Source organism: Sphingopyxis sp. OPL5, from assembly GCF_003797775.2.
Lineage (GTDB): Bacteria > Pseudomonadota > Alphaproteobacteria > Sphingomonadales > Sphingomonadaceae > Sphingopyxis.
The window spans coordinates 4,654,793-4,676,975 of the sequence record NZ_CP060725.1 but is presented as its reverse complement, the minus strand read 5'-3'; the positions used below and the strand labels follow the sequence as shown (position 1 = coordinate 4,676,975).

Below are 22,183 nucleotides of genomic sequence, written 5' to 3'. Positions count from 1 at the left end.
GCCACCTCCCCACGCCTTCGGCGCAGGGAGGATCGAAATCAATTCCCGCCGCTGACCTTCGCCGGTGCAGACGCCACCGTCGGCACCACCGTCGGCGCGATCATGATCGCGGCGGGGCGGCCAGGCTGGGCGAAGCTCGCCACCACCGGCGCGTCGCGGCCATAGATGTCGGCGAGTTTCTTCACGCCGCCCTTGTCGCCCGGAATCACCGTCCAATAGGCGACATAGACCGGGAAGGGCTGGTCGAAGGCGAAGCGTGTCGTTTCGCCGCTGGCGATGGCGGCGCCGAATTCCTCGGGGCTTTTGCCCGCGAACATCACCGTCATCAGCCCCGAGAAATGCAGCGCACGCTCGGTGCGGATGCAGCCATGGCTGAAGGCGCGGGTCGCCGAGGCGAAGGCGCCCTTCGACGGCGTGTCGTGCAGATAGATGGCGTGCGGATTGAGCATTTCGAGCTTCATCACGCCGAGCGCATTGCCGGGACCGGCCTTTTGCACCACCGACAGCGTCTTGCCGCTGCCCGTCCAGGTATAGCCCTGCGCGCGCGCCGAGGCGGGATTGTTGGCGATCGTCGCGCCGATGCCTTCGTTGATGATGCTGCGCGGCAGCGTCCAGGTCGGGTTGACGATGATCCCGGTCGCCATCGGGTTGAGCTGGGGCGTCGCGGTGCTGGCCTTGCCGACAACGGCCTTGTGCGTCGCGATGATCGTGCCGTCATGGATGACGCGGGTCAGATATTCGGGGACGTTGCTGACGATGTAGCGCTGGCCGAGGTCGCGCGGCATCCAGCGCCAGCGCTCCATATTGACGCGGATCGCATTGGCGTCGGCGGGCTTGGCCGTCGCGAGCGACGCCTTGAGCGCCGCGAAATCGGGATGGACGGGGTCGAGACCGGCAAGCGTCTCGGGGATCGACCCGGCGAGCAACGCCGAGGTCAGCATCGACACCAGCGGCATATGGTCGGCGTCGTCGTCGACCATGAACCACTGCTTGCGCGCGGCATTGGGGGTGCGCCCGTCGCGCAGGTGGGTGGCGAGCAGCAGGAAGCTGTCGGTCGCGGTGCGGTCGAGCCGCGCCTGATCGTCGCTGACGATCGCGGCGGCAAGGCCTTCGGGGTTGTAATCCTTGGCGAACAGCCCCTCGGCCCCGATGCCCTCGATGCTGCGCAGCAGGGCTTCGGCATTGGCCTTCGACCAACTCGGCAGATTGGCTTCGGCGGCGCTTTCGACCTTCGGCGCGTCGTCGGTGACCTTGTCCGGCTGGACGACGACCGAATCTTCCTTGACCCCCTGCGCAGAGGCCGGGGTGGCAAGGAGTGTCAGCGAGACAAGAAGCGGGGCGGCGAGGGGGGAGATTTTGACCATGGTCAAGGCCCATAGCCAAAAAGCGCCCCCAGTGAAAGTGAGCTGGGCCACAGCTCGCCGCGATTAGCCCCTCGCCGAAGGGAAGGGGTGTCGAGCGGTCAGGCCGACGCCTCTTCGTCCTGCTTCGCCAGCCATTCCTCCAGCCACTTGATCGTATAGTCGCCGTGGATCACGTCGGGGGCCGAAAGCAGCGCCTGGTGCAGCGGGATGTTGGTCTTGACCCCGCTGACAACCATTTCCTCGAGCGCGCGGCGCATGCGCATCATGCAGCTTTCGCGGGTGCGGCCATAAACGATCAGCTTGCCGATCATGCTGTCGTAATAGGGCGGGATCGAATAGCCGGCGTAAAGCCCGCTATCGACGCGGACATGCATGCCGCCGGCGGGGTGGTACTGGGTGACCTTGCCCGGCGAGGGCATGAAGGTGCGCGGATCCTCGGCGTTTATGCGGCATTCCATGGCATGGCCGCGGAACTCGAGGTCCTCCTGCCGCACCGACAGGCCGCGGCCGTCGGCGATGCGGATCTGTTCGCGGACGAGGTCGAAGCCGGTGATCATCTCGGTCACCGGATGCTCGACCTGGATGCGGGTGTTCATCTCGATGAAGAAGAACTCGCCATTTTCCCAGAGGAATTCGATCGTGCCGGCGCCGCGATAATGCATCTTGGCCATCGCGTCGGCGCACACCTTGCCCATGCGCGCGCGTTCCTCGGCCGAGATGACGGGCGAGGGGGCTTCTTCGAGCACCTTCTGGTGGCGGCGCTGCAGCGAGCAGTCGCGTTCGCCGAGGTGGATGGCATTCCCGTTGCCGTCGCCGAACACCTGGAATTCGATGTGGCGCGGGTTGCCGAGATATTTTTCCATATAGACGGTCGGGTCGCCGAACGCCGCCGCGGCTTCGGACGAGGCCTGTCCCATCAGGCTTTCGAGGCTGTCCTCGTCGGGCACGACTTTCATGCCGCGCCCGCCGCCGCCCGAGGCGGCCTTGATGAGGACGGGATAACCGATCGCAGCCGCCAGCTTCCGCGTTTCCTCGCCGGGGGTTACCGCGCCGGGCGAGCCGGGGACGACGGGCAGGCCGAGCGCGACCGCGGTGCGCTTGGCTTCGACCTTGTCGCCCATCGTGCGGATATGTTCGGGCTTCGGTCCGACGAAGACCATGTTATGCGCCTCGATGATCTCGGCGAAGCGCGCATTTTCCGAAAGAAAGCCGTAGCCGGGATGGATCGCGTCGGCGCCCGTAACCTCGGCGGCCGAGATGATCGCGGGGATGTTGAGATAGCTGTCCTTCGCGGCCGGCGGGCCGATGCACACGGCCTGGTCGGCAAGGCGGACGTGCATCGCGTCGGCATCGGCGGTCGAATGGACCGCGACGGTCTTGATGCCCATCTCGTGGCACGCGCGGTGGATGCGCAGCGCGATTTCGCCGCGGTTGGCGATCAGCAGCTTTTCGATCGTCATGCGATTGCTCAGCCGATGGTGAACAGCGGCTGGTCGAACTCGACCGGCTGGCTGTTCTCGACATGCACGGCCTTCAGCGTGCCCGACGCGGGCGCGACGATCGGATTCATGACCTTCATCGCCTCGATGATCAAAATGGTATCGCCGGCCTTTACTGCCGAGCCGATGGCCGCGAAGTTCGGCGCGCTCGGTTCGGGGGCGAGATAGACGGTGCCGACCATCGGCGACTTCACTGCGTCGGCGAAGCTGTCGACGGCGGGTGCGGCCGGCGCGGCGATGGCCGCGGGGGCCGAAGCGGCGGCGGGCGCGGCGACCGGCGCGGGCGCATAGGCGACCGGCGCGGCGGCGGTCAGCGTGCGCGCGACGCGGATCTTGCGTTCGCCGTCCTCGACCTCGATTTCGGACAGACCGGTATCGTCGAGCAGTTCCGCGAGCGCGCGGACGAAGGCCGGATCGATGTTGATGCCATTGTCTTTATGGTCACCCATGATGATTTTCCTGCTTGTTGCGGCGCCTTTCATGACGTGAAGACGCGCGGACCCCTGTTTTCGATGCCGCCTCTTGTCAGAGAGACGCGGCGGCGTCCAGCGCCAGCGTATAGCTGGCCGCGCCGTGCCCGGCAAAATGCAGCGCCGCCGCCATGCCTACATAGCTGATATGGCGAAAGGATTCGCGTTTCATCGGGTCCGACAAATGAACCTCGATCACCGGCACCTTGATCGACTTGATCGCGTCGTGGATCGCGATCGAGGTGTGGGTATAGCCGCCCGCGTTGAGCAGCACCGCCTTTGCGCCCGCGACATAGGCCTCATGCAGCCAGTCGATCAGCGTGCCCTCGTGGTTCGTCTGCCGGCATTCGAGGCGGATGCCGAGGCCGTCGGCCTGCGCCTCCAGCCGCGCATGGATGTCGTTCAGCGTATCATGGCCATAGATTTCGGGCTCGCGCGTGCCGAGCAGGTTGAGATTGGGGCCGCTGAGGACATAGACGGTGGGCTTGTCGGTCAATGCACGGTCTTTCGGTTGCGGCGAAATGCGCTCCCCCTATATGGGCTGCTCGGCAAAAGGCAAAGCGAGGCGGAAACTCCCTTGATTTCGATCATTCTCAACGGCGATCCGCGGCAGGTGCGCGAGGGCAGCATCGCCGATCTCGTCGCGTCGCTGGGGCTCGACGTGAAGAAGGTCGCGGTCGAGCGCAACCGCGAGATCGTCCCGCGCTCGACGCTTGCCGACGTCGCGCTCGCCGAGGGCGACGCGCTGGAAATCGTTCATTTCGTAGGAGGCGGTTGAGTTGTCAGCAGATCAGTGGAGTGTCGCCGGACGGACTTTCACCTCGCGGCTGATTGTCGGGACCGGCAAATATAAGGATTTCGAGCAGAATGCGGCGGCGGTCGCGGCGTCGGGGGCGGAGATCGTCACCGTCGCGGTGCGCCGCGTCAATGTGTCGGATCCGACCGCGCCGATGCTGACCGATTATATCGATCCCAAGAAGATCACCTACCTGCCCAACACCGCGGGCTGTTTCAACGCCGACGACGCGATCCGTACCCTGCGTTTGGCGCGCGAGGCGGGCGGCTGGGACCTCGTCAAGCTCGAGGTGCTGGGTGAGGCGAAGACGCTCTATCCCAATATGCGCGAGACGCTCGAGGCGACCGAGGTGCTGGCCAAGGAAGGCTTTTTGCCGATGGTCTATTGCGTCGACGATCCGATCGCCGCGAAGCAGCTCGAGGATGCCGGCGCGGTCGCGATCATGCCGCTCGGCGCGCCGATCGGGTCGGGGCTGGGCATCCAGAACCGCGTCACAATCCGCCTGATCGTCGAGGGGGCCTCGGTGCCCGTGCTCGTCGACGCCGGGGTCGGCACCGCGAGCGATGCCGCCGTGGCGATGGAACTCGGCTGCGACGGCGTGCTGATGAACACCGCGATCGCCGAGGCGAAGGACCCGATTCGCATGGCGCGCGGGATGAAGCTCGCGGTCGAGGCAGGGCGCGATGCCTATCTGGCGGGGCGCATGGGGTTGCGCAAATATGCCGATCCGTCGAGCCCGCTGGCGGGGTTGATCTGACGGGGCTGTCGTCGACCGGGCGCGCCGCTATGGTTGCGGCATGTCCGATCCCCTTCCACTGATCCGGCGCCTGTGGGGTCTCGCCGAACGGCATCCGACGATCGGCAGCCTGCTGGATCGCTGGCACGCGATCGACCTGCCCGACGCCCGATTGTCGGGAAGCCTGATCGCACAAGCGCACTGGAACGAAGTGTTCGGGTTCGGCCCCCATCACGGGATCGACGATCTCGACATCGTCTATTTCGATGCCGGCGACCTGTCGCACGAAAGCGAGCTGGCCGCCGAACGCCGGATCGCCGCGCAGTTCGCCGATCTGCCGGTTCGCGTCGACGTGAAGAACCAGGCCCGGGTCCACCTCTGGTATCAGGCCAAGTTCGGCTATGCGATCGGGCCCTATCGCTCGATCGCGGGTGCCATCGCCACTTTTCCGACCACGTCTTCGGCGGTCGGACTGCGCGGCGGCGATGGCCGCGACATCATCGCGCCCTTCGGCCTTGCCGACCTGCTCCATCCGCGCGTTCGCGCCAATGCCGTGCAGATCACCGAGGCCTATTTCGAGAAGAAGGCGGCGCGGTGGCGCCGCTTCTGGCCCGACCTCGAAATCCTCCCCTGGGCCGAAGCTAGGGCACCCGCCTGACCGGCGGCGGCGCCCAGCTTCCGTCGGTCGCGCGGCGCTGCGGCAGATAGAGGCGCAGGTTCATCGTGAAGGCGCCCGTCGGGGCGGGCAGCCAGTTGGCTTCCCTGTCGGCGCCGGGCGAGGCGTTCTGGATATAGAGGTCGAGCGAGCCATCGGCGTTGAAGGCCAGCTTGTCGCGGTCGCCGATCGCGAAACGTTCGATCGGGTTGGCGACGAAGAACTGGTCCTCGCCATACATGGTCAGCGACCAGAAGGCGTCGGCGGGCGGGATCTGGTCCTTTTCGAAATGCAGCACATAGTTGGACGCGCCGGTGAGCGGCTTGCCGTCGTCGCCGAGCACCGCCATCGGATAGACGGCTTCCTCGGGCGGCAGCGCGCCGAGTCCCGCGAAGCCGACGAAGGCACGCGCGAGATAATCATTGCCATAGACGCCGACGGTGCTGCCGATCGCGCCCCAGCTGCCGCGGACCGGCAGCGCCTTGCGGCGGGTGACGATGCGCTGCCAGGCATCGGCCGCGGCGCGGGTCAGGCCGCGCTGGACGGCGGGATCGGCCTTTGACAGGTCGAAACCCTGGCCGGGAACGATGCCGAGGCGCTCCATGCGGAGCACCACCGAATAGTCGCTGGCGTGCGGCGGGTTGCGTTTCATCAGTTCGGCGAAGGTGGCGAAGAAGGCCTGCGGCGCCAGCGCCGCGACCTGCTGTACCGACGGCGTCCGCATGTCGATCGAGGCGTCGGCGGCGGGCGTGGCGGCGGCGGTTTCAGGCTTGCCCCAGCGCGACAGCGGGGTCGCCTTGAGCCCGGCCTGCAGGCCATGGACATGCTCGTAATCGGCCGCGCCATTGGTCTGGATGCGGCCGATGATCCAGCCCATATCGGTGGGGCTGCGGATCAGGCGCATGCCCTTGGGCAGCACCCCCTGCCAATGCGGGCCAACGATCGCCGCGGTGCCGCCGTCGTTGCCCGTCGTGCGCGTGCCGAGCGTCGCGAAGACGTCGGTCCACATGTCCATCAGCGGGATGACATGATAGCGGCCTTGCGTGTTGGGCAGCGTCAGGACGAGCGGCTCTTTCCCGACGTCGAACCACATCGACGAATAGAGCGTGTCAGCGTTGGGACGCACGACATCCTTGAAACTCGCATCGGGATAGGTTTTCATGTTCGCGAAATGGTTGACCGGTGCGCGAAGGCGGCCGGGCGATCCGGCGTTCGTCGACACGCGGCGCGTCGTTTCCATCAGCACGAGCGGATAGGCATAGCTATAGGCCTCGATGCCAATCGCATAAGCCTCCTCTTCGCTGACCGGTTGCGCGGCGGCGGGGCCGGACAGGAAGGCGGCGATCATCGCCAGCAGGGCAAGCAGTCTCTTCATCACAGGCATCTCCCGAACCGATATTTCCCGCGCCCTTAGCGCCGCGCCCGCACCGCGTCTGTCAACGCGCCGACAATCTCTTGGGAATTTGAGTGCGCGCGCCTAAGCTTTGCGGGGAGGGGCCGATGGCAGCGAAGCCGTATTCATGGTCGCAAGCCGAGCGCATCGCGGTGCTGCGGCGTTGTCCGCTGTTCGCGCCCTGGCCCGAAGCGCGGCTCGCCGAGCTCGCGGCGATCGCGCGCGCCGAATATTATCCGCGCGGCACCGAAATCTATGCGCAGGACCCCGAAAAGCGCGAAGCCTTCGTCATCGCGTCGGGCGAGGTCGAGATCAGCCGCGGTTCGGCGGCGGGCAAGAAATTCGTCCTCGGCATCAACGGTCCGCCGGAGATTTTGGCGATCGTCCGGCTGCTCGCGGCGCCGCCGATCCATTATGATTATCGCGCCTATGCGGACAGCGTGCTGCTGCACCTGCCCGTCGACCCGCTGGCGGCGATCCTCGACGCCGAACCGATTTTGTGGCGCGATGTCGCGCTGCTGATGTGCGCGCGGCACGGCGACAGCCTGCGCCTGCTCGACGCGCAGAACCTCGGCTCGCTCGACCAGCGGATGGCGGCGACGCTCGCCGACCTCGCGCGCATTCACGGCATATCGGGGGCGAATGGTATCGATCTGGGCCTGCGGTTGCCGCAGGAACAACTCGGCGCGATGCTCGGGGTGACGCGGCAGAGCGTCAACAAGCTGCTGCGCGGGTTCGAGGCGGCAGGACTGATCGTCGTCGATTACAACCGCATCACGATTTGCGACCCCGCCGCGCTCGATACGATCGCAGCGCGTCCCTGAGGGCACCCAACTTAACCCATGTTAAAAATGACGTTGCGATGAACGGTTTAACCCGTTTTTCGGAACATACAGGCGCGCCTGTGGGTTGATGTTTCGAGAGGCCGATCGCCTCCCGAACCCAGTCAAAGGAGACTCCTCATGGGCGAACTGACAGACAAAGCAAAAGGCATCGCTAACGAGGCCGCCGGCAACGTCAAGCAGGCCGTCGGCAAGGCGACCGACAACGAGCGACTGCGCGCCGAAGGCGTAGCGCAGGAACGCAAGGGCGAGGCCCAGAACCTCAAGGGCGCGGTCAAGGGCGCGCTCGGCGACAAGGTCTGACGCAAAACCTGGTTGCGTCACGCAAGGAAAAGGCCCCGGAGCGATCCGGGGCCTTTTTCATTGTCCGCGCCGGATTTGGCTCAGCGCCCGCCCGACGCCACCAGGTCGACGTCGGTCATGCCGCCGTCGGTGCGTGCCATCACGACATAGGCGAGCTCGCCCTTGGTGCCGCCGAGCATATGTTCGCTGCCGTTGACGCGGTGGTCGCTGGTGTAGCCGGCGTTGACCGCCATCGTGTGATAATAGTCGAGCACCGCCTGCAGCGACGCCGCGGTCTGGAAATTGACGACGCGGATGTTGCACTTGCCGCCGGCGATGCCCGCGGCCTCGCGCAGCGTCGCGCGCGGATAGACCTTGAACGCCGCCGGCAGGCGGTCGGCCCACTGGTTGTTATAGGTCAGCTTGGCGTCGCAGCTGCCCTTGGCCTGGTCGCGCGCCATCGCGCCGATGGTGACCGGGCGCTTCGTGTCGCAACCGTCGCAGGCTTCCATCGGCAGCGCTTTGGGCGCGGCGAGCAGCTTGCCCGCCTTCAGCGCCGCGGCGGCTTCGGCAACCGTCGCGGCCTTGGCGCCGGCAACCGCGGGCACGCCGCCGTCGACCGGCTTGTTGCCTGGCGTCACCGCATTCTGGTTCGCCTGACCGGTCAGCTTGGGGTCGACCATGATCTTGTCTTCGAGCGAGCCCTTGATCGCCGGATCGGCGTTGGTCAGCCCGTCGTCGAGCGGCGACAGTTCGGCCTTGGCATCGGGATTGTCCCGGCACCCGGCGAGCGGGGCCGCTGCCATCAGCAGGCCGGCGACCAGCCATTTTCCGCGCAAGATCATCGCTAACACTCCCTTAATATCCGTCAGGGAATGCCCGATGTTGGTTAAGAAGGCGCGAATAAAGAGTGTTAACGGGTAACGCTTTGTTAGCCGAAAACTGTCTCGCCCTGAGACGGATTCGCGGTGCAGCGGATCAGACGCGAGGTTTCGACCGCCGCCTGGCGATGTTTCACCGCCTCGCGATAGACGGGGTCGGTGACCATTTCGAGGAAGGCGCCGCTGTTCGGATATTCGGCGACGAAGATCGCATCCCAGTGCTCGCCCTCGGGGCCGATCAGCATCGTCTCCATCGCGGCGCGCCAGACGATGCGGCCCCCGACGCGCTGGAACACCGGCCCGCTGTAGGCGCCATAGTTGCGATAGGCCTCGGCGCCGGTGAGTGGCTGCCCCGCCAGCGGATGGCCCTCGACATAGGTCGCGACATCCTTGAAGCGGACGAGGTTGAGCATGTGGATGACGGTATCGCGTGGCAGCGCCTTGAAGGCGTCGAACTGCGCGCGTTCGGGGTCGATATGGCGGTCGCTCATGCGCCCAGCGCCTTGCGGTTCGCACGCCAGTTGTCGGCGCTCTGTTTCCACGCGTCGACCGGTGCGTCCTGGAAGGGTGCGGGCAGGCGGGTCGGACCGCGGTTGACCGCGCCGAGCCGTTTGGCGAGCGCCTGCGACCGGATGTTGGCGGGGTCGATGCAATGCATCAACTCGTCCCACTTCAGAAACTCGACCGCGAAATCGCACGCCGCGACGGCGGCCTCGAAGGCAAAGCCGGTGCCGGCGAATTTGGCGCGGACGCCATAGGCGATCTCGGGCGCCGGCCATTCGGCGGGCTCCCACGGCCCGATCCGCCCGACCCATTCGCCGCTCGCGCGCTCGATCACCGAGAACATCGAAAAGCCGCGGATGTGCCAGGCGCCCGCGAGGGTGCACCACAGGCGCCAGGCCTGCGCCGGCGGACAGGCGCCGCCGATGAACTGCATCGTCTCGGCATCGGCGCACATTTCGGCGAAGGCGTCGAAATCCTCGGCGGCGGGCGGGCGCAGGATCAGCCGCTCGGTGACGAGCAATGGGCCGTTGAGCATGATGGTCCTCCCCTTGAAATCAGACGGTGCTTCTGCGGCATGGCGGCGGGGAGGGCAAGGGAAAGGGAGGATGGGGAGGTCGCGAGGGCCTATGCGGGTGTCGGCTTTGGGGTGGATTGCGGACCGGCGGGTTTCTCGACGATCCGAATGGATAGGCACCGCCCTACTGCCAGTTCAGCGGCACCGCCCTCTCGACATACCCGGGACAATCGCAGCCCTCGACAGTGCAAAGCATTTCCGCCTCGGTGCCAGCATGATGATAACCGATTGCATGTCCGCAGTGGTCGCAATCGCCTGTAGCTCCGCTCCTGAGCGTTTTGATGGCATCTCGTTCGGGTCTACGTAAAAGCATGTCCAGCAGGCCACGCTTGCGAATGATCTCGCCGGTCCACCAAGTCGGCATTTGATGGTCAGGGTCGAGGAAACCTTGAACCCTGATAATTATGGGGCCTCCAACCCGACCTTTCCAATCCGCATCCCATGTAACCGCCATGTACGAGCCGTCGCTCGCGGGTCTTGTGTAGGTTCTCCCTAAGGGGATACGTTCCGCCAAATCAGCCCAAGCAAAATTTGCGACTTCGTATGCGACGTCGCTGACGCGGAGTTCAAGTTCGTCACGATCGGCATCGGTGGGCATTCGCGAAGAGTGGACGAACGGCTGCTTTCGGGCAAGCACATCTACCTTATGAACGTCCGAGAACGGTCGAAACCCGCCATCCCCAAAAGTCGAGGGCGCCGGTCTTTCGACCGACGCCCTCTCCATCACGTATGCAGGCGGAGGGGTCTCGGACCCGCACCCGTAACGGTTAGTCTATCGCTTAGCGGCAGCGATATTTGTCGCGGTCGATCTCGCGTCCGAGCAGCGCGCCACCGGCGGCGCCGAGCACGGTGCCGAGCAGCTTGTCGCCGTTGCCGGCGATTTCATGGCCGGCGAGACCGCCGACGGCGCCGCCGATCAGCAGGCCGGTCGTGCCATTGTCCTTCTTGCAGCGATAACGACCGTCATTGTCGCGCCAGATGCGGGTGTTCGAATTGACGCGCTGGTCGCGCGCATAATAGCGGCCCCGCTTCTTTTTCTTGTAGAAGCCGGGGTCCTGATCGGCCTTGTACAGGCCGTGGCCCTGCGCCGGTGCGGCGGTCGAGATGCCCGCATAGGCGGGCGCGGCGGCGGCAACGCTGGCCGCGGCGAAGGCGCCGAGCAGGCCCTTGGTGAAATTGCGCATGGTAAGTCCTTTCCTGGTTTGGCGTCCCGGTCCCGCGAGGAGCCGGTCGCTACGAAAAGGAGAACGGCCCGAAGCCGATCTGCGTTGCATTAACTCAAAGCAACAAGACGAACCGAGTGCTGGGAGCGACGAACCGAAAGGGCCTTGCGGGGCGCCGTGCGGCATGCGACATGGGTTTCATGCTCAATATCGGTTCGCTCATCATCGGCGTCATCGCGCTCGTTCTCGCGGTTTTCGCCTTCATTCCGTTCCTCGGCTGGGCGAATTGGGTGATCATTCCCTTCGCCGTCGTCGGCCTCGCGCTCGGCGCGATGTCGGACCGGACGAGCGGGCGGAACCTGAACATCGTCGTCATCGTCGTCGGCGCGCTGCGCCTGATGCTCGGCGGCGGCATCATCTGATCGACCCGCCGGAACGCGTGAGATCATGAACCAGCCAGCGGCCCCCGCGGGGAGCGAGCAGGGCGGCTTGCCCTATGCGCTTGGCGCCTATGCGATCTGGGGCTTCGTCCCGCTGTTCTTCAAGCTGCTGACCAGCGTGCCGCCGGTCGAGGTGCTGGCGCAGCGGATCGTCTGGTCGCTGCCCTTGTGCTTTGTCATCATGGCGTTCCGCCGCCAGATCGGCGACTATCTGGCGGGGCTGAAGGACTGGCGCACGCTGCGCATGCTGCTCGCCAGTTCGCTGCTGATCGCGGTGAACTGGCTCGTCTATATCTTCGCGGTGTTCACCGATCATGTGCTGGCCGCAAGCCTCGGCTATTATCTCAACCCGCTGGTCAACGTCGTACTGGGGATGGTCTTCCTTGGCGAACGATTGAGCCGGTTGCAGGCGCTCGCGGTGACGATCGCGGGGATCGGCGTTGCGATCCTGCTCGCGGGCGCGCTCGACACCCTGTGGATCAGCCTGACGCTGGCGCTGAGCTTTGGCACCTACGGCCTTATCCGCAAGACTGCACCGGTCGGATCGCTGCCGGGGCTCGCGATCGAGACGACCTTGCTGCTGCCGATCTCGCTGGCCGCCGCGGCCTATTATGTCTGGATCGGCGACGGGCGCGGCTTTGGTGCGGACTTCCACATCAGCTGGTTGCTCGCGGCGGGCGGCGTGGTGACCGCGGTGCCGCTGCTGCTCTTTGCGACCGCGGCGCGGAAGATGAGCTATGCGGCGCTCGGCTTCGTCCAATATCTGGCGCCCAGCCTGACTTTCCTGCTCAGTCTGTTTGTCTTCGATGAACCGCTCAAGCCCGCGCAACTCGCCTGCTTCGTGCTGATCTGGACGAGCATCGCGGTGTTCAGCTTCGACATGTGGCGCAAGATGCGCGCCGAGCGGATGGTGCCCGCCGCCTAGAAGGAAAAGTCCTCCCTGTGGCGCAGCCATGGGGAGGGGGACCGCCCGCGAAGCGGGTGGTGGAGGGGCGGCAACGTCGGCGCCAACGCCCCTCCGTCAGCGCTTCGCGCTGCCACCTCCCCATCGCTTCGCGACAGGGAGGATCAATCAGACCAGCTTCCACCCCAGCGTCTCGCCGGCATGGAACGGCACCACCTCGCCGCAGCGATCGGGCACCACCGTCTCGCCGCGTTCGAGCGTGATCGTGCCGCCGTTGAGCGGCAGGCCATAGAAATTCGGGCCATGTTCGCTGGCGAAACCCTCGAACCTGTCGAGTGCGCCTTCCTCGTCGAACGCCGTGATATAGGATTCGAGCGCGAAGGGCGCGTTGAAGATGCCCGCGCAGCCGCAGGCCGCTTCCTTCGTATGCACGGCGTGCGGTGCGCTGTCGGTGCCGAGGAAGAATTTGGGCGAGCCCGACACGGCGGCGGCGCGGACCGCGAGGCGGTGCGCTTCGCGCTTGGCGACGGGCAGGCAGTAAGCGTGCGGACGGATGCCGCCGACGAGCATCGCGTTGCGATTGATGTGCAGATGCTGCGGCGTGATCGTCGCCGCGACATTGGCGGGGGCGGCCTGCACAAAATCGACGGCTTCCGACGTGGTGATATGTTCGAAGACGATCTTCAGCGACGGCAGGTCGCGGACGAGGCCCTTCAATATGCGGTCGATGAACACCGCTTCGCGGTCGAAGATATCGACGTCGTGGTCGGTGACCTCGCCATGGATGAGCAGCGGCATGCCGATTTCGGCCATGCGTTCGAGCACCGGCATGATCTTGCCGATATCTGTCACCCCGTGCGCGCTGCCGGTGGTCGCATTGGCGGGATAGAGCTTGGCGGCGGTGAATACCCCTTCGGCATGGCCGCGCGCCATCTGGTCGGCGTCGCTCGCATCGGTCAGATAGGCGACGATCAGCGGGGTGAAATCGAGACCCGCCGGAACCGCGGCGCGGATGCGGTCGCGATAGGCGGCGCCTTCCTCGGCGGTGGTCACCGGCGGTGACAGGTTCGGCATGATGATCGCGCGCGCGAATTGCGCCGCGGTATATTTCGCCACATGATCCAGCATCGCGCCGTCGCGCAGGTGGACGTGCCAGTCGTCGGGGCGGCGGATGGTCAGGCGATCGGTCATGCGAAAGGCTCCGGCGGCATTTGGGCGCTTGGTTTATGCGCGAGTGTCCCTAGATTAAGCCCATGGCCAATACCACCCTTCACGACCGCGCCCTGATCCGTCTTTCGGGGGAGGATGTGCGGGGTTTTTTGCAGGGCCTCGTTACCAACGACACGGCGGGAAACCTGCCGGTGTGGGCGGCGCTGCTCACCGCACAGGGCAAGGCCTTGTTCGATTTCCTGATCTGGGGCGACGAGGACGATGTCCTGATCGACTGCGAACGCGACGCGGCGCCCGATCTGGCGAAACGCCTGACGCTGTACCGCCTGCGCCGGGCGATCACCATCGCCCCGGAACCGGGGTTGTCCGTGCATTGGGCGCCCATGGGCGATCTCGGCGTCGTCGATCCGCGCCTGTCCGACCTCGGCCAGCGCTGGCTCGCCCCCGCCGATGAGGGTGAGGGGGCCGACGCCGCATGGCGCGCGCACCGGCTGGCGCTCGGGGTCACCGAGGGCCGCGCCGAACTCGGCGACGGCACGACGCTGTGGCTCGAATGCAATGCGGCCGAACTATATGGCGTCAGCTTCACCAAGGGCTGTTATGTCGGGCAGGAAAATACCGCGCGGATGAACTGGCGGCAAAAGGTCAACCGACGGCTCGTCGTGGTCCCGATCGCCGCAGCCGACGAAAAGCGGCAGGTCATCGCCTATCCCGACCTGGGCCTGTCGGTCGAGCATCGGCGGGTCGAGAGCATCGATCCCGCCGGTGCGCCGGGGTGGATGCGCGAGGGCCTGACCGCCGGTTCATGACCGGTGCAGCCAGAGGGGCGCAGGAGAGGGTAATGCGAAATCTTTTGTCGGCAGCGATGATCATGGGCGCCGCGGCGCTCGCGTCCCCCGCAACCGCGGCGGAGCCCGAATGCACCCCCGAGATCGCGCGCGCCGTGACGCCCGACGATATCATCGCCCAACGCGTCGACGGCCAGTGCGTGACGGTCGGCGGCATCGCATGGCGGCGTAGCCTCTATCCCGACGTCGCGGCCATCTATGCCGAGCGGCGGGGGGTGCCGGTGAAGCGCATCGCGCTCAGCACTCGCCGGCCCGACCCGAAAGCGCCGATCGAAGTCTCGCCCGACACGACGGTTGGCGAATTCACGCTCCAGTCCGAACAATGGACGGGATTCGAGGCGGTGCCGCGCCGCGTCACCGTCACCGGCAAGGCGGGGCGTTGCCGCGGCGGCGCAATGCGCGGCGGCGAGTCCGACCAGCTCATCGGCTATCGTTCGTTTTCGGGCTGCAGTTCGTCGGGCGGCGGGATGTCGCTGGTCGGGGTGGCGACCGAAGTCGCGGCCTTTCCCGTCACCCGCCTGACCCCCGCCGACGCGAGACCCGATCTGATCGGCCTGTCGCCGCTCGCACCCGAATCGGTGTGGACCCCGCGCTTCGCGGCGGCCGCCGACGCGGTGTTCGCCGCGCTCGCCTCGGGCAGACCCGAGCGCTGGAAACCGCTGTTCGGCGGGCCATGGCTGGCCAGCGCCGACCATCAGCGCATCGCAGCGCTACTGAACGACAAAAGGGCGCCGTTCCGCGCCGTCCTGCGATCAGAACGGCCGAGCCGCGCGATTTTCGGCTGGCATTTCTATGGCCCGCCCTCGGCGGCCGACCGCCTTGCCAGCGAGGCGCAGGAAAATGCCGAGGCGCTGGTCTGCTGGTCGGATCGCGCCGACGCGGCGCGGTTGTGGCCGATCGCGGCCTTCGATGCCGACAATGCACCGGGGCGGCCTTATGCCTGCGTGCGGATCACCTATTCGATGGGCAATGGGAAACCGAGCTGGCGCGCCTATGTCGAGGAACCGGGGTCGGGGCTTCCCGAGCCGAAGCGCTGATCGCCGCTTAACCTTTCGCCAACCATCATCTGCGACCATGCGCGCCATGTTGGGGCGTTTTCTTGGATTGGCCGCGGTGATCGCGGCGGTTTCGGTCGGGGTGGCTGGCGTCGCAGGCCGGTCGGCGACCTCCGCCGATACCGTGGCTTCCGCCGATCGCGGCGGCGACGACAATCCGAACTGGACGACCCAAAAGGGCAAGGGCGGCTGGTCGTCGGCACCTTCGGCTTCGGCGCCGGGGGGCGAGGTCAGACTCGGCCGTGCCGAGGATTCGCATTTCTACGCCGATGCCAATATCGATGGCACCAACATCCGCATGATGGTCGACAGCGGTGCCTCGGTCGTCGCGCTTACGCGCCGCGATGCCGAAGCGATCGGGATCAACGTCGACGACTTGCCGATCGCGGGGACGGCGCACACCGCCGGCGGCGAGGTGCCGATGCGCCGCCTGATCCTCGACAGCGTCGACGTCGATGGCATCGAGGTGCGCCGCGTCGAGGCCGCGGTGATCGACGCCGACATGGGCATCTCGCTGCTCGGCCAAAGCTATCTGTCGAAGCTCGACGCGGTCAATGTCGAAGGCGACACGATGACCCTGCGCTGATCGGGCGCCGGTTGATTCCTTCGAATGCAGTGACTAAAGGGCAGCGCGAGGCCACGTCCTCGACCGCCACTGGCGGGTATAGTCCGGGACGGCCCGGCAGTTCCTTTGGGAGACTGTCATGGCCTGGATTTACCTCATCATCGCTGGCGCGCTCGAAATCGTCTGGGCGTTTTCAATGAAGCAGTCGGCGGGCTTTACGAAGCTCGTCCCGTCGATCGTCACGATCGTGACGATGATCGCGAGCTTCGCGCTGCTTTCGCTGTCGATGAAATCGCTCCCGCTCGGCACAGCCTATACGATCTGGACCGGCATCGGCGCGGTCGGGGCCTTTGCGGTCGGCATACTCGTCCTCGGCGAGCAGGCGAGTGCGATGCGCATGGTCGCCGCGGTGCTGATCGTCAGCGGCCTTGTCCTGATGAAGATTTCGTCGCCGGCCTGATGGCGCGCGCGCCGGGCGCGATCCCGGCCCCGTCGAGCGAGGCCACGTCCTCCGCTGCCTTCCGCAGTGTCAGGTCCGGGACGGCCCGGCGCGAACATGCAGGAACATCATGCCCTCACGTCCCGCCCCTGGCGCGCCGCTTTCGGTCGGCCTCGATCTTGCCGAATATCTGCCCATCCTGATCTTTCTGGGTGTGGCGCTCACCCTCTCGCTGCTCTTCGTCTTCCTGCCGATGGCGGTGTCGCGCCTGACCGGAACGCATGAACCCGATGCCGCGAAGCTCAGCGAATATGAGTGCGGTTTTCCCGCGTTCGAGTCGCCTCGGAAACCGTTCGACGTGCGCTTCTATCTCGTCGCCATCCTCTTCATCATTTTCGATCTCGAAGCGGCCTTTCTGTGGCCGTGGGCGGCCGTCGTGCTCGATCTCGGCTGGGAGGCGTGGATCGCGATGATGGTCTTCCTGTCGATCCTGACGATCGGCTTCGTCTATGAATGGAAAAAGGGCGCTCTCGACTGGGATTGAGGGCCGCGGACTTGCCAAATCGGCGCACTTTGCCCACATCGCACAGCATGAACGCTCCCAATCCGCCGCTGCGCGCCGCCATCGTCCCCGTCACCGCCTTTCAGCAGAATTGCACCCTGCTGTGGTGTACCGAGACCAACAAGGGCGCCTTTGTCGATCCCGGCGGCGATCTCGACAAGTTGCGCGAGGCGGTGCGCCAGACCGGGGTCGAGGTCGAGAAGATCCTCGTCACCCACGGCCATATGGACCATTGCGGGCAGGCGGGCGTGCTGGCGAAAGAACTCGGCGTGCCGATCGAGGGGCCGCATGAGGACGACCGTTTCTGGATCGAGGGACTCGCCACCGCCGGCGAGCGTTTCGGTATGGAGGGCGAAGTGTTCGAACCCGACCGCTGGCTGGTCGATGGCGACACCGTTAGCGTCGGCAATCTGACGATCGACGTCATCCATTGCCCGGGGCACACGCCCGGGCATGTCGTTTTTTACCACGGCCCCTCGAAGCTCGCGATCGTCGGCGACGTGTTGTTCCAGGGTTCGATCGGTCGCACCGATTTCCCGCGCGGCAATCACCAGCAGCTGCTCGATTCGATCACGCAGAAACTGTGGCCGCTCGGCGGCGACACGACCTTCCTGCCCGGGCACGGCGCGCACAGCAGTTTCGCCGCCGAGCGGCGGACGAATCCCTATGTCAGCGACATGGCGATGGGCACCGCCTGACCGCTCCCGCCCGCGGGCGGGAGGGCAGGGGTCATTCCGCCGGTACGGTGGTCGTGTCGCCCAGCACCACCGCCTTGGTTTCGACCGGAGTCGCATAGACGGTGAAGACGGCGAAACCCGCGAGCCCGACCTGGGTCAGCATCGTGATGATCGTGCCCGCCATGCGGCCCCACATCATGCCGTCCATGCCGATCGCGTGCAGGATGCGCCCGATCAGATAGAGCGAGCCGACGGCCCACAGCCAGGTCGAGGGGCCGGTGGCCAACTCGATCAGCGCGAGCAGGACCAGCACAAAGGCGGTGTTTTCGACAAAATTGCTGTGCGCGCGCATCCGACGGATGACGCGTTCGTTGCCGCCGTCACCGATCGACACCTTTTCCTGCCCGCGCACGCGCCCGACGCGCATCATGAGCCAGATATTAAGAATCGCCGCCCCCGCGGCGATCGTCAGGCTGATCGGCAAGATTATCATATCGCTTCCCCCTATATCGTTGGCCGGGTGCTTGCCCGGCGGTGCGCGAGATGTGGCATTCCCGCCGCCTTGGGGCAAGCGCCGTCGACGTGGGCGCTCGGGGCTTGCCTTTGCGGGCAAAAACGCTATAGCCCCGCCCGATCCGGCACCCGACACCTTCTGGCGTTGAGGCACCCTTCGGCGGAAGATTTTCTTGTCATTTCAGGCAGGATAGCGCTTCGGCACGGCGGGCGGGCCAGTCATTCCCGGCGACGGGGGCGACAAATCCGGGTACGCCGATTCGTATAAACGTTTAAATATGCAGGATATATCATGGCCGTTCCCAAGCGAAAAACCTCGCCCTCGAAGCGCGGTATGCGTCGCAGCCACGACAGCCTGAAGGTCGAAGCCTATCAGGAATGCCCGAATTGCGGTGAGCTCAAGCGCCCGCACAACCTCTGCAATGCCTGTGGCCATTATAATGGCCGCGAAGTGGTGTCGGTCGGCGCCTAAGCATTAGCCGGAGAGCGCTATCATGGGTCTGACACCGCGAATCGCGATCGATGCGATGGGCGGTGACGTCGGCGTGCGCGTCATGTGCGCCGGCGCCGCGATGGCGCGCCACCAGCACGACGGCCTGCGCTTCCTGCTCGTCGGCGACGAGGTGCGGATCAAGGCCGCGCTCGACAATCACCCGAACCTGCGCGCGGCGTCGGATATCATCCACACCGATGGCGTGGTGTCGGGCGAGGACAAGCCGAGCCAGGCGCTGCGCAAGGCCAAGACGACCTCGATGGGGTTGGCGATCGACGCGGTGAAACGCGGCGATGCCGGCGGCGCGCTGTCGGCGGGCAATACCGGCGCGCTGATGGCGATGGCGAAGCTCGCGCTTCGCACGATGCCCGGGATCGACCGGCCGGCGCTCGCGGCGCTGTTGCCGACGCTGGGCGCCAATGACGTCGTCATGCTCGACCTCGGCGCCAACACCGAATGCGACGCCACCAACCTCACCCAGTTCGCGGTGATGGGGGCGGCCTATGCGCGTACCGCGATGGGGCTCGAACGCCCGCGCGTCGCGTTGCTCAACATCGGTACCGAGGAACTCAAGGGCACCGACCAGATTCGCGACGCGGCGGCGCTGCTGCGCGCGGCGAAGGGGCTGCCGATGGAATTCGTCGGTTTCATCGAAGGCGACAAATTGTCGCGCGGCGACGTCGATGTCATCGTTCATGACGGTTTTTCGGGCAATATCGCGCTCAAGACGATCGAGGGGACGGCGCGTTTCGTCACCGACCTGTTGCGCCGCGCCTTCACCTCGTCGACGCGCTCGAAGATCGGTTTTCTGATCTCGCGCCCGGCGACCGAATTGCTCAAGCATCATCTCGACCCGAACAACCATAATGGCGCCGTGTTCCTCGGCCTCAACGGCGTCGTGCTCAAGAGCCACGGCAGCGCCGATGCCAAGGGCGTCGCCAACGCCGTGCATCTGTGCGCCGAACTCGTCGAAAAGGACATTACGCGTCAGGTGACCGAAGATCTCGCCAATTTCAGCGGCCGCGCACCGGCATGACTCTTCGCGCGATTCTGGCCGGGACCGGCTCGGCGCTGCCGCGCACCCGCGTATCGAACGCCGAACTGGCGGAGCGGGTCGATACCAGCGACGAATGGATCGTCGAGCGCACCGGCATCCGCTTTCGTCATATTGCCGAACCCGACGAGACGACCGCGACGCTGGGGGCGCTGGCGGCGCAGGAAGCGTTGAAGGCCGCCGGCCTCGAGCCCGCCGACATCGGCCTGATCATCGTCGCGACCGCGACCCCCGACAACACCTTTCCGGCCAGCGCGACCAAGGTCCAGGCGATCCTCGGTGCGCCCGACTGCATTGCCTTCGACGTCGCGGCGGTCTGTTCGGGCTTCCTTTATGCCGTGTCGGTCGCCGACTCGATGCTGCGCACCGGCGCCGCCAAGCATGCGCTGGTGATCGGCAGCGAAACCTTCAGCCGTATCCTCGACTGGGAAGATCGCACCACCTGCGTCCTCTTCGGCGACGGGGCGGGCGCGGTAGTGCTGTCGGCGAAGGATGTCGACGACGACCGCGGCATCCTCGCGACGCGGCTCCATGCCGAGGGCAAATATTGCGACATGCTCTATGTCGATGGCGGCCCCTCGACCACCGGCACCGTCGGCCATGTGCGTATGCAGGGCCGCGAAGTGTTCCGCCACGCGGTGACCAACCTCGCGTCGGTGCTCGGCGAAGTGATGGCCGATGTCGGCCTGTCGGCGGACCAGATCGACTGGGTCGTGCCGCACCAGGCGAACAAGCGGATCATCGACGCCACCGCCAAAAAGCTGGGCCTGCCGCCCGAACGCGTCGTCCTGACCGTCGACCAGCACGCCAATACATCGGCGGCGTCGGTGCCGCTGGCGCTCGACCTCGCGGTCCGCGACGGACGCATCAAGCGCGGCGATCTGGTGGTGCTCGAGGCGATGGGCGGCGGCTTTACCTGGGGCGCCGCGGTCCTGCGCGTCTGATCCTGCGTCCGACGCATTAACTTCTCGCTCCATCCGTTTCAGTTTGGCGGATTAATTCGCTTTTGTTACATAGGCGTCCGGGACTCGTGACGGTGGGGGACCGGCGGGACCCGTTTAGGCATTGCTTCGTCACGGGAGGGACAATCATGGCGGCAGGGACTCTTACTCGCGCAGACATTGCGGCACGGATCAATCATCTGGTCGGACTGTCGCGCAACGAGGCGGCGACGATCGTCGAATCGATCCTCGACCACATGTCCGACGCGCTGGCCGAGGGCCAGAATGTGAAGATTTCGGGCTTCGGCACCTTCGTCCTGCGCGACAAGGCGCAGCGCATCGGCCGCAATCCCAAGACCGGCGTCGAAGTGCCGATTCTCCCGCGCCGGGTCATGACCTTTCGCGCCAGCCAGTCGATGCGTGGCCGCGTCGCGGGCGGGTAATCATGGCGCAGGATGACGGCAAGGCCGCCGGCGCCATGCTCGCGATCGGCGAGCTGGCGGACCGGATCGGCGTGCCCACGCATGTGCTGCGTTATTGGGAAACGCGTTTCCCCGAATTGAGGCCGCTGCAGCGTTCCGGCCGCCGCCGTTATTACCGCGCCGAGGATGTCGCGCTCGCGGGCAAGATCCACGATTTGCTGCATGTGAAGGGCTATACGGTCGAAGGCGCGCGCAAGGCGTTGTCCGACAGCGGCGACGTCGCACCTGCCAAGCCATCGCCGACGCCCGCCGCGGCCGGGAAGGCCGGCGTTCCGGTGGCCGACCTGATCGCGCTGCGCCAGCGGTTGGCGACCGCGATCGAGGTCTTGATCTAATCGATTGCCGGACCCAGCGTGGGGTCGAGGTCGCGCGGGCGGATGAACTGGACGAAGCGCGCCTGCCGGACGTCGAGGTCGCGCCAGTCGGCGATATCGATTTCCAGCCGCGCCATCGCCGAGGTCGGCAATTTTTCTTCGACCTTGGCGCGCAGCGCGTCGTCGTCGCTTTCGGGCACCAGTTCGAGGATCAGGTCTTCCAGCCCCGGATTATGCCCCGCGATCAGCAGATGGTCGGCATCGCGCCCGGTGTCGCGGATGGTGTCGATCAGCGTCGCCGCCGAGGCGAGATAGATGCGGCGGTCCCAATGCGGCTCGATCGCGTCAAGACCCGCGGCGGGCTGGAACAGGTCGAGCGTTTCGGTGACCCGCACGGCGGGCGAGGCGATGATGCGGTCGATCGGCAGGCTCTGGCGCTTCAGCCACTGACCGATCAGTTCGGCGCCGCGCCGGCCGCGGGCGTTGATCGGGCGGTCGAAATCGCGCTCGACCTGTACGTCCCAACCCGATTTGGCATGGCGCAGGATCGTCAACGTCTTCAAAATT

31 protein-coding genes are annotated in these 22,183 nt (G+C 66.0%); 18 read left to right on the top strand and 13 right to left on the bottom strand.

Annotated features, from left to right (window positions below; genetic code table 11):
- Positions 1–38: 38 nt before the first annotated feature.
- From EEB18_RS22515 to EEB18_RS22500, 4 genes are all read right to left on the bottom strand, one after another.
- Positions 39–1,364: a L,D-transpeptidase family protein gene (locus EEB18_RS22515; protein WP_187138891.1), complete on the bottom strand. Its 1,326-nt coding sequence runs from the start codon at positions 1,362–1,364 to the stop codon at positions 39–41.
- A 98-nt stretch (positions 1,365–1,462) separates the two neighbouring features.
- On the bottom strand, positions 1,463–2,824 hold the full coding sequence (accC, locus tag EEB18_RS22510) for an acetyl-CoA carboxylase biotin carboxylase subunit (RefSeq protein WP_187138890.1): 1,362 nt from the start codon (positions 2,822–2,824) through the stop codon (positions 1,463–1,465).
- 8 nt (positions 2,825–2,832) lie between these two features.
- Positions 2,833–3,312, bottom strand: coding sequence for an acetyl-CoA carboxylase biotin carboxyl carrier protein (gene accB, locus EEB18_RS22505; RefSeq protein WP_056348293.1), 480 nt, complete (start codon positions 3,310–3,312; stop codon positions 2,833–2,835).
- 76 nt (positions 3,313–3,388) lie between these two features.
- Positions 3,389–3,829 carry a type II 3-dehydroquinate dehydratase gene (locus EEB18_RS22500; RefSeq protein WP_187138889.1) on the bottom strand — a complete coding sequence of 147 codons (441 nt, stop codon included), beginning with the start codon at positions 3,827–3,829 and terminating at the stop codon, positions 3,389–3,391.
- 81 nt (positions 3,830–3,910) lie between these two features.
- Between EEB18_RS22500 and thiS the strand changes: the two genes are divergently transcribed.
- The 3 genes from thiS to EEB18_RS22485 are packed head-to-tail and all read left to right on the top strand — an operon-like array spanning position 3,911 to position 5,523.
- Entirely contained in the window at positions 3,911–4,111 is a 201-nt protein-coding gene (thiS, locus tag EEB18_RS22495; RefSeq protein WP_056348288.1) for a sulfur carrier protein ThiS, read from the top strand.
- 1 nt (position 4,112) lies between these two features.
- Positions 4,113–4,886 carry a thiazole synthase gene (locus tag EEB18_RS22490; RefSeq protein WP_187138888.1) on the top strand — a complete coding sequence of 258 codons (774 nt, stop codon included), beginning with the start codon at positions 4,113–4,115 and terminating at the stop codon, positions 4,884–4,886.
- Positions 4,887–4,926: 40 nt separating this feature from the next.
- Positions 4,927–5,523: a nucleotidyltransferase family protein gene (locus EEB18_RS22485; RefSeq protein WP_187138887.1), complete on the top strand. Its 597-nt coding sequence runs from the start codon at positions 4,927–4,929 to the stop codon at positions 5,521–5,523.
- On the opposite strand, the gene EEB18_RS22480 is transcribed toward EEB18_RS22485, so the two are convergent.
- Complete coding sequence (locus tag EEB18_RS22480) at positions 5,507–6,895, bottom strand: DUF1254 domain-containing protein (RefSeq protein WP_187138886.1); 1,389 nt, start codon at positions 6,893–6,895, stop codon at positions 5,507–5,509. The genes EEB18_RS22485 and EEB18_RS22480 overlap by 17 nt on opposite strands.
- A gap of 125 nt (positions 6,896–7,020) precedes the next feature.
- Here EEB18_RS22480 and EEB18_RS22475 point away from each other — a divergent pair, with 125 nt between their 5' ends.
- The gene (locus EEB18_RS22475) at positions 7,021–7,737 is read left to right on the top strand and encodes a Crp/Fnr family transcriptional regulator (RefSeq protein ID WP_187138885.1); all 717 of its coding nucleotides are present in this window, start codon (positions 7,021–7,023) and stop codon (positions 7,735–7,737) included.
- Between the two features lie 138 nt (positions 7,738–7,875).
- The gene (locus EEB18_RS22470) at positions 7,876–8,058 is read left to right on the top strand and encodes a CsbD family protein (RefSeq protein ID WP_187138884.1); all 183 of its coding nucleotides are present in this window, start codon (positions 7,876–7,878) and stop codon (positions 8,056–8,058) included.
- A gap of 80 nt (positions 8,059–8,138) precedes the next feature.
- Here the strand turns inward: EEB18_RS22470 and EEB18_RS22465 are convergent, their stop codons facing one another.
- The 5 genes from EEB18_RS22465 to EEB18_RS22445 all read right to left on the bottom strand — a co-directional run bounded on the left by EEB18_RS22465 (position 8,139) and on the right by EEB18_RS22445 (position 11,180).
- Positions 8,139–8,882 carry a hypothetical protein gene (locus tag EEB18_RS22465; RefSeq protein WP_187138883.1) on the bottom strand — a complete coding sequence of 248 codons (744 nt, stop codon included), beginning with the start codon at positions 8,880–8,882 and terminating at the stop codon, positions 8,139–8,141.
- 86 nt (positions 8,883–8,968) lie between these two features.
- The gene (locus EEB18_RS22460) at positions 8,969–9,409 is read right to left on the bottom strand and encodes a DUF1330 domain-containing protein (RefSeq protein ID WP_187138882.1); all 441 of its coding nucleotides are present in this window, start codon (positions 9,407–9,409) and stop codon (positions 8,969–8,971) included.
- Positions 9,406–9,957, bottom strand: a complete 552-nt coding sequence (locus tag EEB18_RS22455; RefSeq protein WP_187138881.1) for a GNAT family N-acetyltransferase — start codon at positions 9,955–9,957, stop codon at positions 9,406–9,408. The genes EEB18_RS22460 and EEB18_RS22455 overlap by 4 nt, the downstream gene beginning before the upstream one ends.
- A gap of 163 nt (positions 9,958–10,120) precedes the next feature.
- Positions 10,121–10,594, bottom strand: coding sequence for a hypothetical protein (locus tag EEB18_RS22450; protein WP_187669052.1), 474 nt, complete (start codon positions 10,592–10,594; stop codon positions 10,121–10,123).
- 181 nt (positions 10,595–10,775) lie between these two features.
- Positions 10,776–11,180: a glycine zipper 2TM domain-containing protein gene (locus tag EEB18_RS22445; protein WP_187138880.1), complete on the bottom strand. Its 405-nt coding sequence runs from the start codon at positions 11,178–11,180 to the stop codon at positions 10,776–10,778.
- A 170-nt stretch (positions 11,181–11,350) separates the two neighbouring features.
- Between EEB18_RS22445 and EEB18_RS22440 the strand changes: the two genes are divergently transcribed.
- Complete coding sequence (locus EEB18_RS22440; RefSeq protein WP_410468116.1) at positions 11,351–11,581, top strand: hypothetical protein; 231 nt, start codon at positions 11,351–11,353, stop codon at positions 11,579–11,581.
- A 25-nt stretch (positions 11,582–11,606) separates the two neighbouring features.
- Complete coding sequence (gene rarD / locus EEB18_RS22435) at positions 11,607–12,524, top strand: EamA family transporter RarD (protein WP_187138879.1); 918 nt, start codon at positions 11,607–11,609, stop codon at positions 12,522–12,524.
- Positions 12,525–12,671: 147 nt separating this feature from the next.
- On the opposite strand, the gene pyrC is transcribed toward rarD, so the two are convergent.
- The gene (gene pyrC, locus EEB18_RS22430) at positions 12,672–13,694 is read right to left on the bottom strand and encodes a dihydroorotase (RefSeq protein WP_187138878.1); all 1,023 of its coding nucleotides are present in this window, start codon (positions 13,692–13,694) and stop codon (positions 12,672–12,674) included.
- Positions 13,695–13,756: 62 nt separating this feature from the next.
- Here pyrC and EEB18_RS22425 point away from each other — a divergent pair, with 62 nt between their 5' ends.
- The 6 genes from EEB18_RS22425 to EEB18_RS22400 all read left to right on the top strand — a co-directional run bounded on the left by EEB18_RS22425 (position 13,757) and on the right by EEB18_RS22400 (position 17,840).
- Positions 13,757–14,482 carry a YgfZ/GcvT domain-containing protein gene (locus EEB18_RS22425; RefSeq protein ID WP_187138877.1) on the top strand — a complete coding sequence of 242 codons (726 nt, stop codon included), beginning with the start codon at positions 13,757–13,759 and terminating at the stop codon, positions 14,480–14,482.
- Between the two features lie 32 nt (positions 14,483–14,514).
- Complete coding sequence (locus EEB18_RS22420) at positions 14,515–15,558, top strand: hypothetical protein (RefSeq protein ID WP_187138876.1); 1,044 nt, start codon at positions 14,515–14,517, stop codon at positions 15,556–15,558.
- Between the two features lie 37 nt (positions 15,559–15,595).
- The gene (locus EEB18_RS22415; RefSeq protein ID WP_262408044.1) at positions 15,596–16,162 is read left to right on the top strand and encodes a TIGR02281 family clan AA aspartic protease; all 567 of its coding nucleotides are present in this window, start codon (positions 15,596–15,598) and stop codon (positions 16,160–16,162) included.
- A 118-nt stretch (positions 16,163–16,280) separates the two neighbouring features.
- A complete protein-coding gene (locus EEB18_RS22410; protein WP_187138874.1) occupies positions 16,281–16,601 on the top strand; it encodes a DMT family transporter in 321 nt (106 codons plus the stop codon).
- 109 nt (positions 16,602–16,710) lie between these two features.
- Positions 16,711–17,124, top strand: a complete 414-nt coding sequence (ndhC, locus tag EEB18_RS22405) for an NADH-quinone oxidoreductase subunit A (protein WP_187138873.1) — start codon at positions 16,711–16,713, stop codon at positions 17,122–17,124.
- A gap of 47 nt (positions 17,125–17,171) precedes the next feature.
- A complete protein-coding gene (locus EEB18_RS22400; RefSeq protein ID WP_316248980.1) occupies positions 17,172–17,840 on the top strand; it encodes an MBL fold metallo-hydrolase in 669 nt (222 codons plus the stop codon).
- A gap of 31 nt (positions 17,841–17,871) precedes the next feature.
- Here EEB18_RS22400 and EEB18_RS22395 read toward each other — a convergent pair whose 3' ends face one another.
- On the bottom strand, positions 17,872–18,312 hold the full coding sequence (locus EEB18_RS22395) for an MAPEG family protein (protein WP_056348230.1): 441 nt from the start codon (positions 18,310–18,312) through the stop codon (positions 17,872–17,874).
- 312 nt (positions 18,313–18,624) lie between these two features.
- Between EEB18_RS22395 and rpmF the strand changes: the two genes are divergently transcribed.
- The 5 genes from rpmF to EEB18_RS22370 all read left to right on the top strand — a co-directional run bounded on the left by rpmF (position 18,625) and on the right by EEB18_RS22370 (position 21,637).
- Positions 18,625–18,804 carry a 50S ribosomal protein L32 gene (rpmF, locus tag EEB18_RS22390; RefSeq protein ID WP_056348227.1) on the top strand — a complete coding sequence of 60 codons (180 nt, stop codon included), beginning with the start codon at positions 18,625–18,627 and terminating at the stop codon, positions 18,802–18,804.
- A 22-nt stretch (positions 18,805–18,826) separates the two neighbouring features.
- A complete protein-coding gene (gene plsX / locus EEB18_RS22385; RefSeq protein WP_187138872.1) occupies positions 18,827–19,861 on the top strand; it encodes a phosphate acyltransferase PlsX in 1,035 nt (344 codons plus the stop codon).
- On the top strand, positions 19,858–20,823 hold the full coding sequence (locus tag EEB18_RS22380; RefSeq protein WP_056348221.1) for a beta-ketoacyl-ACP synthase III: 966 nt from the start codon (positions 19,858–19,860) through the stop codon (positions 20,821–20,823). Before plsX ends, EEB18_RS22380 begins: the two co-directional genes overlap by 4 nt.
- A gap of 146 nt (positions 20,824–20,969) precedes the next feature.
- The gene (locus EEB18_RS22375) at positions 20,970–21,263 is read left to right on the top strand and encodes an integration host factor subunit alpha (RefSeq protein ID WP_187138871.1); all 294 of its coding nucleotides are present in this window, start codon (positions 20,970–20,972) and stop codon (positions 21,261–21,263) included.
- 2 nt (positions 21,264–21,265) lie between these two features.
- Positions 21,266–21,637 carry a MerR family transcriptional regulator gene (locus tag EEB18_RS22370; protein ID WP_187138870.1) on the top strand — a complete coding sequence of 124 codons (372 nt, stop codon included), beginning with the start codon at positions 21,266–21,268 and terminating at the stop codon, positions 21,635–21,637.
- Here the strand turns inward: EEB18_RS22370 and EEB18_RS22365 are convergent.
- Positions 21,634–22,179, bottom strand: a complete 546-nt coding sequence (locus tag EEB18_RS22365) for a SixA phosphatase family protein (protein WP_187138869.1) — start codon at positions 22,177–22,179, stop codon at positions 21,634–21,636. The genes EEB18_RS22370 and EEB18_RS22365 overlap by 4 nt on opposite strands.
- Positions 22,180–22,183: the final 4 nt, after the last annotated feature.

Coding starts and splice junctions, on each gene's coding strand:
- EEB18_RS22400 (WP_316248980.1), top strand. CDS start 17,172: ATGAACGCTCCCAATCCGCCGCTGCGCGCCGCCATCGTCCCCGTCACC.
- EEB18_RS22455 (WP_187138881.1), bottom strand. CDS start 9,957: ATGCTCAACGGCCCATTGCTCGTCACCGAGCGGCTGATCCTGCGCCCG.
- EEB18_RS22460 (WP_187138882.1), bottom strand. CDS start 9,409: ATGAGCGACCGCCATATCGACCCCGAACGCGCGCAGTTCGACGCCTTC.
- EEB18_RS22380 (WP_056348221.1), top strand. CDS start 19,858: ATGACTCTTCGCGCGATTCTGGCCGGGACCGGCTCGGCGCTGCCGCGC.
- EEB18_RS22450 (WP_187669052.1), bottom strand. CDS start 10,594: ATGCCCACCGATGCCGATCGTGACGAACTTGAACTCCGCGTCAGCGAC.
- EEB18_RS22470 (WP_187138884.1), top strand. CDS start 7,876: ATGGGCGAACTGACAGACAAAGCAAAAGGCATCGCTAACGAGGCCGCC.
- rpmF (WP_056348227.1), top strand. CDS start 18,625: ATGGCCGTTCCCAAGCGAAAAACCTCGCCCTCGAAGCGCGGTATGCGT.
- ndhC (WP_187138873.1), top strand. CDS start 16,711: ATGCCCTCACGTCCCGCCCCTGGCGCGCCGCTTTCGGTCGGCCTCGAT.
- pyrC (WP_187138878.1), bottom strand. CDS start 13,694: ATGACCGATCGCCTGACCATCCGCCGCCCCGACGACTGGCACGTCCAC.
- EEB18_RS22465 (WP_187138883.1), bottom strand. CDS start 8,882: ATGATCTTGCGCGGAAAATGGCTGGTCGCCGGCCTGCTGATGGCAGCG.
- EEB18_RS22475 (WP_187138885.1), top strand. CDS start 7,021: ATGGCAGCGAAGCCGTATTCATGGTCGCAAGCCGAGCGCATCGCGGTG.
- EEB18_RS22425 (WP_187138877.1), top strand. CDS start 13,757: ATGGCCAATACCACCCTTCACGACCGCGCCCTGATCCGTCTTTCGGGG.
- EEB18_RS22440 (WP_410468116.1), top strand. CDS start 11,351: ATGGGTTTCATGCTCAATATCGGTTCGCTCATCATCGGCGTCATCGCG.
- EEB18_RS22415 (WP_262408044.1), top strand. CDS start 15,596: ATGCGCGCCATGTTGGGGCGTTTTCTTGGATTGGCCGCGGTGATCGCG.
- plsX (WP_187138872.1), top strand. CDS start 18,827: ATGGGTCTGACACCGCGAATCGCGATCGATGCGATGGGCGGTGACGTC.
- accC (WP_187138890.1), bottom strand. CDS start 2,824: ATGACGATCGAAAAGCTGCTGATCGCCAACCGCGGCGAAATCGCGCTG.
- EEB18_RS22395 (WP_056348230.1), bottom strand. CDS start 18,312: ATGATAATCTTGCCGATCAGCCTGACGATCGCCGCGGGGGCGGCGATT.
- EEB18_RS22375 (WP_187138871.1), top strand. CDS start 20,970: ATGGCGGCAGGGACTCTTACTCGCGCAGACATTGCGGCACGGATCAAT.
- EEB18_RS22445 (WP_187138880.1), bottom strand. CDS start 11,180: ATGCGCAATTTCACCAAGGGCCTGCTCGGCGCCTTCGCCGCGGCCAGC.
- rarD (WP_187138879.1), top strand. CDS start 11,607: ATGAACCAGCCAGCGGCCCCCGCGGGGAGCGAGCAGGGCGGCTTGCCC.
- EEB18_RS22370 (WP_187138870.1), top strand. CDS start 21,266: ATGGCGCAGGATGACGGCAAGGCCGCCGGCGCCATGCTCGCGATCGGC.
- EEB18_RS22420 (WP_187138876.1), top strand. CDS start 14,515: ATGCGAAATCTTTTGTCGGCAGCGATGATCATGGGCGCCGCGGCGCTC.
- EEB18_RS22485 (WP_187138887.1), top strand. CDS start 4,927: ATGTCCGATCCCCTTCCACTGATCCGGCGCCTGTGGGGTCTCGCCGAA.
- EEB18_RS22515 (WP_187138891.1), bottom strand. CDS start 1,364: ATGGTCAAAATCTCCCCCCTCGCCGCCCCGCTTCTTGTCTCGCTGACA.
- EEB18_RS22410 (WP_187138874.1), top strand. CDS start 16,281: ATGGCCTGGATTTACCTCATCATCGCTGGCGCGCTCGAAATCGTCTGG.
- EEB18_RS22480 (WP_187138886.1), bottom strand. CDS start 6,895: ATGAAGAGACTGCTTGCCCTGCTGGCGATGATCGCCGCCTTCCTGTCC.
- accB (WP_056348293.1), bottom strand. CDS start 3,312: ATGGGTGACCATAAAGACAATGGCATCAACATCGATCCGGCCTTCGTC.